This window comes from Acidovorax sp. GW823-FHT01C06 (genome assembly GCF_058798375.1).
Map to the genome: position 1 here is coordinate 425,080 of NZ_JBXAKN010000003.1, position 15,757 is coordinate 440,836.

A 15,757-nucleotide genomic window follows, 5' to 3' on the forward strand; every position below is an offset into this window, starting at 1 on the left:
CCAAATTGGCACCTAGCGCTTGACACATAAGCGCTAGCAGCTATCAAAACAGTAGTTCACCCACCATGTCCCCAGACCGCTTTGAAGCCACCTACCTGATCGAAACCCCGCTGGACCCGGCCCACGTGGCCGAAGTGCTGGCAGGCGAACAGTCGTGCGGCACCTTCACCCGGGTCGAGGGCGAGACCGACGCACTGCGCGAACGTGCGCGCGCCACGGTCGAGTCGGTGGAGCTGCTGGACGTGGCGCCCGCACCCTCGCTGCCCAACGGGTGGATGCAGCGGCGCGGCATGTTCGACACGCCGCAGACCTGGCAGCGGGCCCGACTGCGCGTGAGCTTTCCGTGCGACAACATCGGCCCCAACCTGCCCACGCTGGCCGCCACGGTGTCGGGCAACCTGTACGACCTGGGCGAAGTCACCGGCCTGCGCCTGGAGTCGATGAAACTGCCCAGCGCCTACCGCGCCCAGTTCGACATGCCCCGCCACGGCATCGCCGGCACCCGTGCGCTGACCGGCGTGCAGGGCCGCCCGCTCATCGGCACCATCATCAAACCCAACGTGGGCTTGTCGGCCGAAGAAACCGGCGACCTGGCCGGCCGCCTGTGCGCTGCGGGGGTGGACTTCATCAAGGACGACGAGGTCTGCGCCAACCCGGTGCACGCGCCGCTGGCCGACCGCGTCAAGGCCGTGATGCGCCGTGTGCGCGCCCACCAGGACAAGACCGGCAAGCTGGTGATGGTGGCCTTCAACATCACCGACGAGACCGACGCCATGCGCCGCCACGCCGACCTGATTGCGGCCGAAGGGGGCAGCTGTGTGATGGTCAGCCTGAACTGGTGCGGCTACTCGGCCGTGCAAACCCTGCGGCGCCACACCCCGCTGGCGCTGCACGGCCACCGCAACGGCTACGGCGCCCTGTCGCGCCACCCGCTGCTGGGCTTTTCGTTCAACGCCTGGCAGACGCTGTGGCGCCTGGCCGGTGTGGACCACATGCATGTGCATGGCCTGCAGGGCAAGTTTTCGCAGACCGACGAAGAAGTGATCGAGTCGGCCCACGACACGCTGGCCCCGCTGTGTGATGGGCTGGACGACCGCGTGTTGCCCGCCTTCTCCAACGGCCAGTGGGCCGGCACCGTGCCCGCCACGTGGGACAGCATCCAGTCCAACGACCTGCTGTTCATGTCCGGCGGCGGCATCCTGGCGCACCCGGACGGCCCCGCCGCTGGCGTGGCCAGCCTGCAGCAGGCGTGGGACGCGGTGCAAAAGGGCGAGACCCTGGCACAGCGCGCCACCCAGGCATCCGAGCTGCGCCGCGCGATCGAATTCTTCGGCAAGAAATAAACGATGACGACGACGGCCCCTCTGTACGGCTGGTACGGCGACGACTTCACAGGCGCCACCGACACGCTGGCCGTGCTGGCCCAGGCCGGGCTGCGGTCGATGCTGTTCATGGGCGTGCCCAGCGCCGAGGCCCTGGCCGCCGCCGGGCCGCTGGATGCGGTGGGCATTGCTGGTGCCGCGCGCGCCATGCCTCCAGAGGCCATGCGGGCCGAGATGTCGGCTGTAGGCCGCTTCTTCGACAAGCTGGCGCCGCCGGTGCTGCACTACAAGGTGTGCTCCACCTTCGACAGCGCCCCGCATGTCGGCAACATCGCTTGCGGCATTCAGACCCTGCACCCGTTCGTGAACAACCGCTGGGTGCCCATCGTGGGCGGGCAGCCCAGCCTGGGGCGCTATTGCGCGTTCAGCAACCTGTTCGCTGCGGCGGGCACGGGCGGCGCCGTGCACCGCATCGACCGGCATCCCACCATGCGACAGCACCCGGTCACACCCATGGGTGAGGCCGATCTCCGGCTCCATCTGGCGCGCCAGGGGCTCGATGGCATCACCGCCCTGCACTACCCGCTGTACGACGCCACCAACGACACCGACACCACCACCACTGGCGCCCTGGACGCCGCCCTGCAGGCCTTGCTGGCGCATGGCGCAGCGTCCCACGCCATGGCGCCGACCTTGCTGGACCTGACCACGCCCGGCCAGCTGGCCACCGTGGGCCGCCTGCTGTGGCAGCAGTCCCAACACGCCCGGTTGCTGGCCGTGGGCTCCAGCGCCGTGGCCCAGGCGCTGGTCGCCCACTGGGGCAAGCCGGCGTCCACGGCCGCTGCGCCGCTGGCGCCCGCCGACGGGCCGGTGTTGGCCTGGGCGGGCAGCTTGTCCCCCCTGACCGCCGCGCAGGTGCAGGCCGCCACCGCATACCACCGCATCGCAGTGGACGCCCAACGGCTGTGCAGCGACACGGCCTACGCCCAGGGTCTGCGAGACGCCATCTGCGCGGGGCTGCAGAACGGAGAGAACGTGCTGGCCTTCACCGGTCCCACGGACGGCGCGCCGCTGGCCGCTGCGGCCTCTTCCACCGATGTCGCCCAGGCCAGCGCCCATCTGATCGCCCGCGTGGTGCAAGCCCGCGCAGAACGCGGCGCGCCACTGCGCCGCATCGGCATCGCTGGCGGTGACACGTCAAGCCACGCAGTCCAGGCGCTGCAACTGTGGGGGCTGTCGTACAAAACCGCGGTATGCCCCGGGGTCACGCTGAGCAGCGCACACAGTGCAGACCCGTCGCGCCACGGGCTCGAGTTGATGCTCAAGGGCGGGCAGATGGGCGGAACGGATCTGTTCGAAAGGCTGCTCGGCACCGCCTGACGGAGACATCCAGGCGACAAAAAGCCCGCGCAAGGCGGGCTCCTTATGAAAAGGCATTGCGGCAGGCGCGCCTGCCGCAATTTCTTCACACGCGCGGAACCGGAGTGCCTGAGTTCACGCACAGCGCCAGGTTCAGCGCCTTGATGGCCGTCTTGTAGTCCTCGCGCTCGATCACGAACTGCATGTTCACCTGCCGCAGGGTCTGGGACACGCAGTTCACGTTGACCCGCGCATCGGCCAGCGCCTGCGCGGCCTTGGCCAGCACGCCAGGGATGCCGATGTTGGAGCCGATGGTGCACACGATCGCGCTGGGCTTGATCGTCACGATCTGGTAGTCCTCCTGCAGCTCCGCCACCAGTTCGGGGGTGACCTGGTTGTCCCACACCAGGTGTGCGATGGAGTTGGCGTTGGTCGCCTTCAGGATGTAGCTCACATCGTGCTTGCAGAACACGTTCATCAGGCCCGCATCAAAGCCCACCGTGCCCACCATGCTGGGGTCGTGGATCTCGATCAGCGTGACCTTGTCGGTGCCGGTCACGATCTCCACGCGCGCGCGCTCGCCCACGAAGTCCTTGGTGATCAGCGTGCCGGGGTGGTCGGGCTCGAACGTGTTCTTCAGGCGGATGGGGATGCCGGCCAGCTCCATGGGCTTGGCGGCCTTGGGGTGGATGGCTTCCATGCCCACGTCGGCCAGTTGGTCGGCCACGTCGTAGTTGGTGGCGCCCACCACGATGGCGTTTTCCAGGCCCACGAGGTTGGGGTCGGCGGACGACAGGTGAAATTCCTTGTGGATCACGGCCTCGGCGGGGCGCACTTCCACGGCGATCTTGCTGAACGTGACCTCGGAATAGCCGCGGTCAAACTCGCGCATGATGCCTTCGGTGCCCTTGGTGTAGCCGGTGGCCACCACCACCTTGTCGCTCAGATCCAGTCCCTTGAAGCTCTGCGCGATGCGCTCGTCAATGGTCCAGGCTTCGTTGTCGTCAAAACCGGCCAGGTCCATCAGGATGGCGTTGACGCCACTGGCCTTGAGGATCTCGACCGAGTTGAACGCGCTGTGCGACTCGCCAATGGAGGCCAGCACCTCGCGCGCGGCCAGCAGCACATCCTTGCGGCTCAAGTAGCCGCTGGCGAGCACGTGCTGCATGGCGTTCAGGTACTCACGCGCCTGGCCAATACGCTGGTCGATGAAGGCATCGGCCACATCCAGCGGCAGGCCCAGGTCGGCGTAGCCCGCGTTCAGCTTTTTCAGGCTGGCGGCCAGCTGGGTCAGGGCGTCCTGGTAGCCCTTGCCCTCTGCAAACAGGGCATAGATGCCGCGCTCGCCCGTCTTCTTGTGCTCCAGCAACTGGTTCGTCACGCCCGAGTAGGCGGACACCACATAGATCCGGCCATAGATGCGCTTGGGATCGTGCAGCATGATGTGGCGCAGCACATCGCCAAAGGCGGTCATGGAGGTGCCGCCGATCTTCTCGACAGAGATCTTGGGGGAAGTTACGTCTTGCATGGACAAGCAAAAAGGAGCAGTAGAAGAACAGGCCGGGCCGAGCCGATGACCGGCGGGGACTGACGACGGAAAACCCCCTATTTTCGCCCATATTGGAAGCGTGCCCGATCATCGGCCGTCTGTGCTGGGCCGCACCACACCGTCCAACCCTTGTAAAGCCGTGTCATCACGCTCCCACGTGGTCAGCGCCGCTGCCGCAGCGCGAGTCCGATGGAACGCGTCAAGTAACGCCGGGCCAACTCATTGCGCTTGCACGGCTCCGTCGCGCACCACCCATTGCGCGCCCCAATGTCTTGACCACTGTTCTGCCAGACGGTTGAAGCTGCCATCACGCTTCATGGCGTCCAGCGCTTCTTGCCAGCTGCGCACCACCGCCTGATCGGTACGCTTGGACATGCCTATGTACAGGCGATTCACAAAGAGTTCGTAGACCGGCTCGAAATCGGCCGGGTTCAGACCCGCATCGCGAGCGCTGGTGGGCAGATCCATGTCGGTCATGACCAACGCTGTGACTTTGCCGTCCAGCAACTTGCGAAACGCGGTAGCCCAGTCGGGTGAGTAATCCAGGTTCTGGAAATCCTTGCTTTTGAGAAACTCTTCTTTGGAATCCCCCTTGATGACCGCAATGCTGGGCAGCTTGCGCGCCTCGTACAGGCTCTTGACGGTGACGCCGCTCCCTTTTTTGACAAACAGCACAGCGTTGCTGTGAACCAGCGGGCCGACCCAGTGGAACTGGTTTTCGCGGCTGGGTGTGCGCGCCATGGTGAACAGCACGGCATTGGGCTCGGTCTGCAGCGCAGAATAACTGCGCTCCCAGGAGGTGATACGCACCTCTGCCTGATGCCCGGTTCGGGCCAGAATCTCACGCACTACATCGGGGGAAAAGCCTTTGACATCCGCACCGCTCGCGTCGTGCTTGTTGGCGGCATCGGTGTAGTTCAGAGGGGGTTCGTGCGCCGTGCCGACGATGAGCTGTACGCTGTGGCCTAGCTGCCCGGCAGAGGCCTTGGTGCCTTGCCGAATGCGCAGGGCTGTACTGGGCCGCACTACCTGCTTCTCGCTGGCCCGCGCGATGGGCAGCTCTGGCAGCGCATTGGCCGGAGGAAGATCTGCGACCTGGAAGGCGGCTGCTGCGTAGCGCAGCCGGGCGGCCCGGGTCTGCAAGGTTTCCGCATGCACGCTGGCATCGTGCAGGAGTCCGGCATACCGTTCGGTCACGGCATCCAGGTGGTCCAGCGAGCTGCTCAACTGGGCAATATCGCGCTCCTGCTGCTGGGTGACCGCAGCTATCTCTTCCATGATCTGGGTGACTTGCTGCGAGCTGGCGTTGATCTCGTCCATGGAGTTGGCCACCTGGTCGGCCAGCTTGGCAGACTGCGCAATCCTCTCCACAGAGCCCGCAATCAGGGTCTTGATCTCTTTGGCTGCGCTGGCGGAGCGCTGGGCCAGCGTGCGCACCTCTGAAGCCACCACAGCGAAACCCTTGCCCTGCTCGCCCGCGCGTGCCGCTTCCACCGCCGCATTGAGCGCCAGGATGTTGGTCTGGAATGCAATGCCATCAATGACACCAATGATCTCCTCGATCTTTCCCGAGGATTCACTCAGGGCATCCATGGTGTTGGTCATCTTGCTGACCACCTCATTGCCTCGGGTCGCAATGTCGGATGCAAAACGCACCGACTTTTGAGAGTCTGCGGTCCTGCTTCCCGCTTGTTTGACCGTGTCGAGCAGACTACCGATGTGAGATCTGCTTTGCTGCAGCAATTCGGTCTGCTGCGACATATTGGTGGCCAGATCCAGGTTGTTGGACGAGAACGTGACCGATTCATGGGCGACAGTTTCGGCCTCTTGCCGGATGAGCCCGATTTTCTCGGCCAACGAGTCACGCAGCGCATGAATTGCCGCCAGGGCGCTGCTGGCTTCGGATGTCTGCGTCGCGGTGGAGGCCGTCAATTGGCCAGCGCTCAATTGGGCGATGTGTTCGCTCAATGCGCCGGGGCTGCCACCAAACTGCCGGGCTACAGACCGGTGCAGACGAACCAGGGCGATGCCCACAAGCACCGCCGCAGCCAACAGAAGCCACATCAAGCGTTGCCAAGCTGCATCCGAGGCCCTGGGAGCCATTTGCAGATCACTGTGCAAGCTCCAGGCGCTGGCAGCCAGCACCACGAAGCTGGACGCGCAAACAAGGCCCCAGACGAAGAAATATGAACCTAACGAGGCTTTCTGTTTCATGCAGGGTCTCACCAAAAGAGTGATTCGTAGTGAACCCTTAGCAAAGTTGATGCCCACAGTAACAAAAGGTCACAGTCGCCGGGTTGCCCTTGCATGCCCCCCGGCTTGGCCAAACCACGCAGCATCCGCAGTCCTGTGAACTGACCGCCCGCGCGTAATTCAATAAAAAAGCCGCGCAGCCCTTTCGGAATCTACGCAGCCAGCTACTGAATCAGTACCAACCTAGATGGAGGGTTTGCTCGCTTCTTCAGCGGTGGCCTGGCCGTGCAGCTGCCATGCGCCATCTCCGCCGCCATGCCGATGGGCCGCAGCACCTCTGGCATCAATCTCTAAACATCAATAGTTCTTGGCCTGCCCCTGCACCAGCAGATCAAACACAACCCGCGCAAAGTTGGCCGCTTTGCCTGGGTCGGCCAGCAACTGCATCATCTGGTTCTGGTGGGCTTCGCTGCTGTCCATGATGGCGTCGTCTATCGCCTTGGAGAAGTCGCCCAGCATGGCCTGTTCGGGCGAGTTGTTCTCGATCTGCTTCATCACCTTGGCGTTCTCGCCCACCTTGTCGCGGATGGTGTAAGCGTAGTTCACCATGTCCTTGTCGGTGAGCTGGTCGGTCACAAACACCTCGTTCAGGCGGTGGATGATCTGCGACAGAAACTCTTCCTTCTTGTCCTGCGGCTTAGCCGTGCCCAAGCCTTCGCCGGGCTCCAGCTTGTAGTCAGCGCTGTTTTCTTTCAGCACCAGATCCTGCTGGCGTATCTTGGCCACGCGGTAGTGGCTCAGCACCACGTTGCCCAGGTCAATGTCATCTTCGTCCAGCAAAGTTTCGCGCAGCATGGGCCGCAGGTTGCGGGCGTACAGGCTCAGCTTTTCCAAGTCGGTATCGTCGTAATCCACGATCTGCGACATGAACTCGTAAAACCGCACAAAGGTGCCCAGGTCTTTCTTGAAGATTTCCAGCGCGTCCTTTTCCTTCTGGCATTCCTTCAGGCTTTTCTCGGCGTTCGCAATCAGTACGGCATCGCCCGTCTTCTGGGTGCGTTCAAACATGTCCTTGGCGATCTTGAACGCCTCCACCGCTGATTTGTAGCGCAGCTGCCAGCGTTGCACCGCCGGCTTGCAAATGTTGGCAATGGCCGCGTTGCTCTTGTTCTTCACATAAAACGCCGCGCAGAACTGCTCCACCTCCTGCCACGTAAAAATGCCCCCTGCCCGTAGCTTGTCCTGCAGCACAAAGATCAGGTTCGGGTCCGACACATCCAGCAGCTCCGCCGTCTGGTAGTACGGCTGAAACGCCTCCAGAATCTCATCCGACTCATTGAAGAAGTCCAACACATAGGTGCCCGTCTCGGCCTTGTTGGGGTAGGTGCGGTTCAGGCGCGACAGCGTCTGCACGCACTCCACCCCGACCAGCTTCTTGTCCACATACATAGCGCACAGCTTGGGCTGGTCAAACCCGGTCTGGAACTTGTTGGCGACGATCATCACCTGGTAGTCGTCGGAATCGAAAGCCTTGCGCATGTCGCGGCCCTTGAGGTTCGGGTTCATATTCGTCTCGGTGAACTTCTCGCCGATCTGGCCCGCCGCAGCCGGGTCTTTGTCGGTGAACTCCACCTCACCCGAAAACGCCACCATGGCGTGAATCTTCTGGTAGCCCTTCTCCGTTATGTACTTATCGAAACACTGCTTGTAGCGCACCGCCTCCTTGCGCGAGCTGGTCACCACCATGGCCTTGGCCTGCCCGCCCAGCAAGCCCATCACGTTGTCTTTGAAGTGCTCCACGATCACCATCACCTTCTGGGCAATGTTGTGGTCATGCAGGCGCACCCATTGGTTCAGCTTCACCTTGGCGCGCTTGCTTTCCACCTCTGCATCGGCGTCCTGCACCTTCAAGGCCAGCTTGTAAGCCACCTTGTAGTTGGTGTAGTTCTTCAACACATCGAGGATGAAGCCCTCCTCAATCGCCTGCCGCATGCTGTACACGTGGAACGCCGCTGGCTTGTTGGTGGCGGAAGGCACCTCGTCCGGGCGCGGCACGCGGCCAAACAGCTCCAGCGTCTTGGCCTTGGGTGTGGCGGTAAAAGCAAAGTAGCTCAGGTTGCCCGATGCGCGGCGCGACGCCACCGTGGCGGCAATGATGTCGTCGCTATCCAGCTCGTCATCCTCTTGCCCAGCGTCTTTCATCAGCACCTCTTTGAGCTGCCGCGCCGTGGAGCCGCTTTGCGACGAATGCGCCTCGTCCGCAATGATGGCGTAGCAGCGGTCTTTCAAGCTCACGCTGTTTTCAATCGCCTTCAACACAAACGGAAAAGTCTGGATGGTGACGATGATGATGGGCTGGGCAGACTCCAAAGCCGCAGCTAGCTTTTCAGACTTGGAGCCATCACCTTCCTTGTTGTTGATGCGCCCCACCACGCCATCGGTGTGCTCAAACTGGTAGATCGTGTCTTGCAACTGCGCATCGAGCACCGTGCGGTCCGTCACCACAATCACCGAGTCAAACTGCTTTTTGCCGTCAGCCTTGTACAGCGCCGAGATCTGGTGCGCCACCCAGGCAATGGAGTTGGACTTGCCCGAGCCCGCGCTGTGCTGAATCAGGTACTTCTGCCCCGGCCCCTCGCTGCGCGCTGCAGCCAGCAGCTTGCCCACAACGTCCCACTGGTGGTAGCGCGGGAAGATCAGGCTTTCCTTCTTGTACTTGCGGCCTTCCCAGTCTTCCTTGTCCTCAATTTGCAAGTGCACAAAGCGGGCCAGGATGTTAAGCAGGTTGTCTGGCAGCAGCACCTCATTCCACAGGTAATCGGTGGCATAACGGTGGATGTCCTGCGGCACATCGTTGCCCGCGCCGCCGTCTGCCGTGCCTTTGTTGAAGGGCAGAAAGTACGTGCTCTCCCCCTCCAGCTTTGTCGCCATGTGCACTTCGTACTGGCTCACAGCAAAGTGCACCAGCGCCCCGCGCTTGAAGGTCAGCAGTGGCTCCGGCTTTTTGGCCACCGGGTCCACGGGCAGGCGCGTGGTTTTGTACTGCCGCACAGCGCGGTCCACCGCCTGCTTGAACTCGCTCTTTAGCTCCAGCGTAGCCACCGGCACGCCGTTGACGAACAACACCAGGTCAATGCGCCACGCCTTGGCCTTGGCGCCTGTCTCCGCGAAACAGGCATCGGTACACCACGGGCTGTACCCCAGCTCCGGCACCACGCGCAGGCGGTTTTTGGCGTAGCGGGCCAGCGTTTCCGGGTTCAGGTCGTGCTCGGGCTTGAACTGGCACAGCGACAGGCGCGCATTGCGGTCGCGCAGCTCGTGGCGCAACACGCCCAGCGTGCCAAAGGTGCGGCTGTCTTTATGCGTGGCGTTCGGGTCGGCCTTGCCCAGTTGCGTAGCCACAAGCTGCAAAAACTTCTGCTCCGCATCCTTGGGGTGGTTGGCGCAAAACCTTTGCCACTGCGCGTCTTGCGTCGCCTGCACAAAACCGAGCGCATCCTCGGGGTACAGGGCCAGTTCGCGGTGGTACTTGTCTGGCGAGCCCAGCAACCAGCCATTAGCGAGCAGCTGGCGAATGATGTCGTCTTGAAAGATGCGTTCGGTGGCTGGGTCGCTCATGGCTGGGGGCTATGTGGGTTAAGAGGTGTCAGGCGGCGGCTTGCCAATCGCGCACGTCGATCTTGCCGGTGACAGCGGCGGAGATTAGGGCGGTGCGGCGTTCTTGCATTAACTCAATTGCAGAGACGGCTTTACCTATCAGTCCGTCAAATTTGCACTTTCGCTCAGCAACGTAGTTAACGATCTGGGCTTGCTCTTCGAGCGGAGGAAGGATCACCGGAAACGCACTAATCTCTGAACAGGTTATTGCCCCTTTTGTAGAGCCAGCACCTTCAGATTCATAGCGAATTCGCTCGTAGTTTCCCTCAAGCCACAAATATAAAAATTTATGCTGCAGCAGCTTGTCCCGAATTGAAATTGCAGCCAAATGCTGATTGATTGTTGCCTCAATATTGCAAATAGCCACCCTACCCCGTGTCTGCCCTTCCCCGGTAATAGCCATTACGAGATCTCCTTTATTTACGGGCTTTACGCTCGTTTGGGAAAAAGCCAAATTCGTAATGAACTGATCCGCCTCTTTGATTACTTCGTCATTTACTTTTGAGCTGTTGAGCCAACCGATAGTGCCGTTTTCCCAGAACAACATGTTTTCTCGGCTCGGTGTAGCGCCGTTAGAAACGCTTGCGTGGTAACCCAATTTAGACACGCGCCAATGCGCAGGTACTCTATCCGCCCACTCAACGCCGGAGTCATTCATCGGGGCGTTGGGGTTGAGGCCTTTGGTGACGGCGTGGCTGATGACAGCTTGGCGCTTTTCCTTGAGCAACTCAATCAGCCGCTGCTGCTTCTCGATCAAGGCATCAATCTTCGCCGTTTCGTGGTCGAGGAAGGTGGCAATATCTGCCTGCTCATTTTGAGGCGGAAAAGCCAAATCTAAGACAGAAAATTCACTGTAGCGAAACTCTGTTGATCGCTCCCTAATTCCTTTCGCAAGGGATGTAATGAAATCTGTCACAGCGAGTTGACGAACAAGATAACCAAAGTAAGCGACATGGACTTGCTCTTGATCTGTTGGCACACAAACGGAACAAACTGGCGAACATTTGCCATCGGAGTCACTAACTCCAATGGCTCCTGCAAATCCATCCATGGCATGAACTAATAAGTCGCCTTTCCTGACGCCTTGATAGCCAAGCTCCTTAATTGACTCAGTAAAGCCTTCAGTCCTGCGATTCGATCGCAAAGTTACTTGTCCGTCACGAAAGGCGGTAACGACCCCATCGTCAGGGCGAACTTCACGTTGAACTCGATTGAAGACGTACTTTGATTTCCGTAAAACCCAATGGCTCGGCATTTCTCCAAGCCATTGAAGACCGGAATTCTTGTACTCCGGATAAGCCTTGTACCGACTCACGAATGCACCTCACGCAGCAGCGCCATGATTTCGGCGCTCACAGCATCCAGATCAGCATCAATTACTTCCAGCTGACGCGGCGGCTGGTACTGGTAGAAGTGGCGGTTGAAGGGGATCTCAAAACCAACGATACCAATCTCGCCATCCCTGGCGTCACGCTTGCTGGCGTCTATCCACGCATCGGGCACATGGGGCTGCACTTCGGCGATGAAGTAGGTCTCTACGCTGGCGCTCACCGTGCGGCTGGGGTCTAGAGCCACGTTTTCAAAGTCGCGCAGCTCGCCATCGGCTTGGTATTCGATGACTTCTTTCTTCACCTCGAACAAACCGTAGAGGGGATTGGCCTTGCCTTTGTGAACCTTCTTGACCACCTTTTCGGCGGCGGGGTTCTTCCAGCTCACGGCATCGGCAATATGCTTTTTCTCTTTGGCGTCGAGCGTGATGCTTGCCCGCTTGCAGGCGGCCTTGATGGCTTCGTCATACGCATTGAAGTCATCGTGCGGGGCGCTGCCCATCTCGGCTTGCAGGGCGCGGGCCTTGAGCAGCACCGCCTTTTGCGCCAGCCAGGTTTTGGCGTCGAGCAGGTCTTTGATCTGCTTTTCCTTAAGGTCGGCAAAGTGGCGCTTGAGGTGGGCGCGTATTTCTTCAGCGTAGTCGTCCAGCTGGCCGTAGAGGTCACAGTCGGCAGCATCTTGCCAGTAGGGCTGGCCGTACTCGGCGTAGACCCACTGCATGGCCGCATTCAGGTTGCCTGACTCAAAGCGCAGGCTGGCAATGCGTTCATCGCTGAACTGCCACGACAGGCGCAGGGGCCGCTCGATGGTGATGCGGCGGTAGCCAAACTCGTGCGTGGAAAAAATTTTGCTGGCAAAGGTTTTGACGGCTTCGGGCTTGGGGTTGGCGGCTGGGCGGCCCCGGTTGCTTTTGGCTTCCGCCGGTTTGTTGAGCGCCTGCGTCTCGACCACCTCAAATTGGCCAAAGCAACGGGTGATGGTGGCAATGTCGGCCTCGTCCATCACATTGCGCTTGCTGCCCAGCGATTTGCGCATCTTGCCGCAGAGGTTGGCGCCGTTGATGAGCTGCACCTTGCCTTTGCGCTCGGCGGGCTTTTTGTTCGACAGCACCCACACATAGGTGGCAATGCCGGTGTTGTAGAACATGTCGGTGGGCAGGGCGACGATGGCTTCGAGCAGGTCGGTTTCCAGAATATGGCGGCGGATTTCGGATTCGCCCGAACCAGCGCCGCCGGTGAACAGCGGCGAGCCATTGAGGATGATGCCGATGCGCGAGCCACCATCCTTCACATCGCGCAGCTTGCTGATAAGGTGCAGCAAAAACAGCAGCGACCCATCAGACACACGCGGCAGGCCGGGGCCAAAGCGGCCATCAAAGCCTTTGAGGGTGTGCTCGTCGGTAATGTCGCCTTCGATCTTTTTCCAGTCCACGCCAAAGGGTGGATTGGAGAGCATGTAGTCAAATTTGCTGGCGTAGAGGTGGTCGTTAGACAGCGTGTTACCGAGCTTGATGTTGCTTACATCCTGCCCCTTGATGAGCATGTCGGCCTTGCAGATGGCGTAGCTCTCGGGGTTCAGCTCTTGGCCAAAGGCGCGCATGACGGCGTGGGGGTTCAGCTCGTGCACATATTCCATGCCCGCCGAGAGAAAACCGCCCGTGCCCGCCGTGGGGTCGTAGATGGTGCGGATGATGCCGGGCTTGGTGAGGGCTTCGTCGTCTTCCATAAACACCAGCGAGGTGGTGAGGCGCACGATGTCGCGTGGGGTGAAGTGCTCGCCCGCCGTCTCGTTGGAGCTTTCGGCAAATTTGCGAATCAGCTCTTCAAACACCAGGCCCATTTCGTAGTTGGATACGACCTTGGGGTGCAGATCCATGGTGCGGACCTTTTGCACGACCTTGTAGAGCAGGTTGGCATCGTTCAGCAGGCCAATGAATTCGGCAAACTTGAAGTGGTCAAAAATCTCGCGGGCGTCTTTGGAGAAGCACTGGATGTAGCGCTCCAGGTTGGCCTTGATGCCCGACTCGCCCAGGGTGCTCAGGTCCATGGGTGAGGTATTGAAAAAGCTCAGGCCACCGGTAGCGCGCAGGATCAGCTTTTCTCTGGCCTCTTCGGCAATCTTCATCTTCTCGACCTTGGCGGCTTCGGCCAGCACGGCGGGCTTGCTGCCCTCCAGCACACATTCCAGACGGCGCAGCAGCGCAAAAGGCAGGATGACGCGGCCATATTGGCTTTGCTTGAAGTCGCCGCGCAGCAAATCAGCCAGCGCCCACAGGTCGGCGGCAAGGTTATTGGTTTCTTGGGTCATGTATTACGAACGAGGCGAACGAGACGAACTAGGCACGAGGTCAACTGAATGTGAGAAAGTATTGCACGGGGTTGGGGCGAATGGGACCAACTCCTACGCAGGTCTGCAAAGCACAAAGCCCGAACTGTTGCCAGTTCGGGCTTTGTCTTTCAGCAGTGAGCTGGGCTTACTTCTTCTGCGGCGGCACGTCCGTGCACGAGCCATGCGCAATCTCCGCTGCCATGCCGATGCTTTCGCCCAGCGTGGGGTGCGGGTGGATGGTCTTGCCGATGTCCACAGCGTCGGCGCCCATCTCGATGGCCAGCGCAATCTCGCCGATCATGTCGCCGGCATGCGTGCCGACCATGCCGCCGCCGAGGATCTTGCCGTGGCCGTGGGCCTCGGGCGAGTCGTCGAACAGCAGCTTGGTGACGCCTTCGTCGCGGCCGTTGGCGATCGCGCGGCCGGAGGCCGTCCAGGGGAACAGGCCCTTCTTGACCTTGATGCCTTGCGCCTTGGCCTGGTCTTCCGTCAGGCCCACCCATGCCACCTCGGGGTCGGTGTAGGCCACGCTGGGGATCACGCGGGCGTTGAAGGCGGCGGATGCCAGCTCCTTGTTGCCCTGCAGTTCACCCGCGATGACCTCGGCCGCCACGTGTGCCTCATGCACCGCCTTGTGCGCCAGCATGGGCTGGCCCACGATGTCGCCAATGGCGAAAATGTGCGGCACGTTGGTGCGCATCTGGATGTCGACGTTGATGAAGCCACGGTCCGTGACGGCCACGCCCGCCTTCTCGGCGGCGATCTTCTTGCCGTTGGGCGTGCGGCCCACGGCCTGCAGCACCAGGTCGTACACCTGCGGCGCGGGGGCCGTACCGCCCTCTTCCGCTGCGGCAAACGTCACCTCGATGCCTTCGGGTGTGGCCTTGGCGCCCACCGTCTTGGTCTTGAGCATGATGTTGTCAAAACGCTTGGCATTCATCTTCTGCCAGATCTTGACGAGGTCGCGGTCGGCGCCCTGCATCAGGCCGTCCATCATTTCGACCACATCGAGGCGCGCGCCCAGCGTGCTGTACACGGTGCCCATTTCCAGGCCGATGATGCCGCCGCCCAGGATGAGCATGCGCTTGGGGACTTCCTTGAGCGCCAGGGCTCCGGTGGAGTCGACCACGCGGGGATCGTCGGGCATGAAGGGCAGGCGCACGGCCTGGCTGCCGGCGGCGATGATGGCCTTTTTGAAGGCGATGACCTTCTTGGTGCCCGTCTTTTCTTGCGCGGTGCCGGTGGTTTCTTCCACTTCGAGGTGGTTGGCACCGACGAAGCTGCCATAGCCGCGCACGGTGGTGACCTTGCGCATCTTGGCCATGGCGGCCAGGCCGCCGGTCAGCTTGCCGATGACTTTTTCCTTGTGGCCGCGCAGCTTGTCGATGTCGAGCGAGGGCTCGCCGAAGCTCACGCCCAGGTCGGCCATGTGGCTGACTTCGTCCATGACGGCCGCCACGTGCAGCAGCGCCTTGGAAGGGATGCAGCCCACGTTCAGGCACACGCCACCCAGGGTGGCGTAGCGCTCGACGATGATGACCTTGAGGCCCAGGTCGGCCGCGCGGAAGGCAGCCGAATAGCCGCCAGGGCCGCCGCCGAGCACGAGCACGTCGCAGTCCAGGTCGGCCGTGCCAGCAAAGATGGATGCTACTGGATTGATAGCTGCTTGCGCTTGCGGTGCGGGTGCTGGAGCCGATTTTGGTGCAGATGCTGCAGCCACGGGTGTCGCAGGGGCCGGTGCGGCTGCCGGGGCCGCCGCGCCAGCACCCTCCACCTCCAGCGTCAGCACCACCGAGCCTTCGGCGATCTTGTCGCCGAGCTTCACTTTCAGCTCCTTGACCACGCCAGCATGGCTGGAAGGGATCTCCATGGAGGCCTTGTCGGACTCCACGGTGATGAGGCTCTGCTCGGCCTTGATGGTGTCGCCGGGTTTGACGAGCACTTCGATGATGGCCACTTCGGCGAAGTCGCCGATGTCGGGCACCTTGATGTCGATGATTGCCATGGTGTGTCTTGCCCT

Annotated in this window: 8 protein-coding genes and 1 pseudogene; 2 read left to right on the top strand and 7 right to left on the bottom strand. The window is 61.4% G+C overall.

The genetic code is table 11. From position 1 onward, the window contains the following. Positions 1-65 precede the first annotated feature (65 nt). Both AC1RCS_RS10120 and AC1RCS_RS10125 read left to right on the top strand, forming a co-directional pair. A complete protein-coding gene (locus tag AC1RCS_RS10120; protein WP_492244952.1) occupies positions 66-1,343 on the top strand; it encodes a ribulose-bisphosphate carboxylase large subunit family protein in 1,278 nt (425 codons plus the stop codon). Between the two features lie 3 nt (positions 1,344-1,346). Then, entirely contained in the window at positions 1,347-2,702 is a 1,356-nt protein-coding gene (locus AC1RCS_RS10125) for a four-carbon acid sugar kinase family protein (protein ID WP_492244953.1), read from the top strand. Between the two features lie 85 nt (positions 2,703-2,787). Here the strand turns inward: AC1RCS_RS10125 and AC1RCS_RS10130 are convergent, their stop codons facing one another. The 7 genes and pseudogenes from AC1RCS_RS10130 to lpdA all read right to left on the bottom strand — a co-directional run bounded on the left by AC1RCS_RS10130 (position 2,788) and on the right by lpdA (position 15,742). Next, on the bottom strand, positions 2,788-4,209 hold the full coding sequence (locus AC1RCS_RS10130) for an aspartate kinase (RefSeq protein ID WP_492244954.1): 1,422 nt from the start codon (positions 4,207-4,209) through the stop codon (positions 2,788-2,790). A 240-nt stretch (positions 4,210-4,449) separates the two neighbouring features. Next, a complete protein-coding gene (locus AC1RCS_RS10135) occupies positions 4,450-5,508 on the bottom strand; it encodes a substrate-binding periplasmic protein (RefSeq protein ID WP_492245004.1) in 1,059 nt (352 codons plus the stop codon). Continuing rightward, positions 5,482-6,444 (bottom strand): annotated as a pseudogene (locus tag AC1RCS_RS10140) (methyl-accepting chemotaxis protein); the annotation flags it as partial. The pseudogene AC1RCS_RS10140 and the gene AC1RCS_RS10135, both read right to left, overlap by 27 nt. A gap of 336 nt (positions 6,445-6,780) precedes the next feature. After that, the gene (locus tag AC1RCS_RS10145; protein WP_492244955.1) at positions 6,781-10,041 is read right to left on the bottom strand and encodes a type I restriction endonuclease subunit R; all 3,261 of its coding nucleotides are present in this window, start codon (positions 10,039-10,041) and stop codon (positions 6,781-6,783) included. Positions 10,042-10,069: 28 nt separating this feature from the next. Next, positions 10,070-11,395 carry a restriction endonuclease subunit S gene (locus AC1RCS_RS10150; RefSeq protein ID WP_492244956.1) on the bottom strand — a complete coding sequence of 442 codons (1,326 nt, stop codon included), beginning with the start codon at positions 11,393-11,395 and terminating at the stop codon, positions 10,070-10,072. Further along, a complete protein-coding gene (locus AC1RCS_RS10155) occupies positions 11,392-13,716 on the bottom strand; it encodes a type I restriction-modification system subunit M (RefSeq protein WP_492244957.1) in 2,325 nt (774 codons plus the stop codon). The genes AC1RCS_RS10150 and AC1RCS_RS10155 overlap by 4 nt, the downstream gene beginning before the upstream one ends. A 166-nt stretch (positions 13,717-13,882) precedes the next feature. Further along, a complete protein-coding gene (gene lpdA, locus AC1RCS_RS10160) occupies positions 13,883-15,742 on the bottom strand; it encodes a dihydrolipoyl dehydrogenase (protein WP_492244958.1) in 1,860 nt (619 codons plus the stop codon). Positions 15,743-15,757 lie beyond the last annotated feature (15 nt).

Excerpts from the sequence above, each read along its gene's own strand:
- AC1RCS_RS10130 (WP_492244954.1), bottom strand. The coding sequence starts at position 4,209 with ATGCAAGACGTAACTTCCCCCAAGATCTCTGTCGAGAAGATCGGCGGC.
- AC1RCS_RS10145 (WP_492244955.1), bottom strand. The coding sequence starts at position 10,041 with ATGAGCGACCCAGCCACCGAACGCATCTTTCAAGACGACATCATTCGC.
- AC1RCS_RS10125 (WP_492244953.1), top strand. The coding sequence starts at position 1,347 with ATGACGACGACGGCCCCTCTGTACGGCTGGTACGGCGACGACTTCACA.
- AC1RCS_RS10120 (WP_492244952.1), top strand. The coding sequence starts at position 66 with ATGTCCCCAGACCGCTTTGAAGCCACCTACCTGATCGAAACCCCGCTG.
- AC1RCS_RS10135 (WP_492245004.1), bottom strand. The coding sequence starts at position 5,508 with ATGGAAGAGATAGCTGCGGTCACCCAGCAGCAGGAGCGCGATATTGCC.
- AC1RCS_RS10155 (WP_492244957.1), bottom strand. The coding sequence starts at position 13,716 with ATGACCCAAGAAACCAATAACCTTGCCGCCGACCTGTGGGCGCTGGCT.
- lpdA (WP_492244958.1), bottom strand. The coding sequence starts at position 15,742 with ATGGCAATCATCGACATCAAGGTGCCCGACATCGGCGACTTCGCCGAA.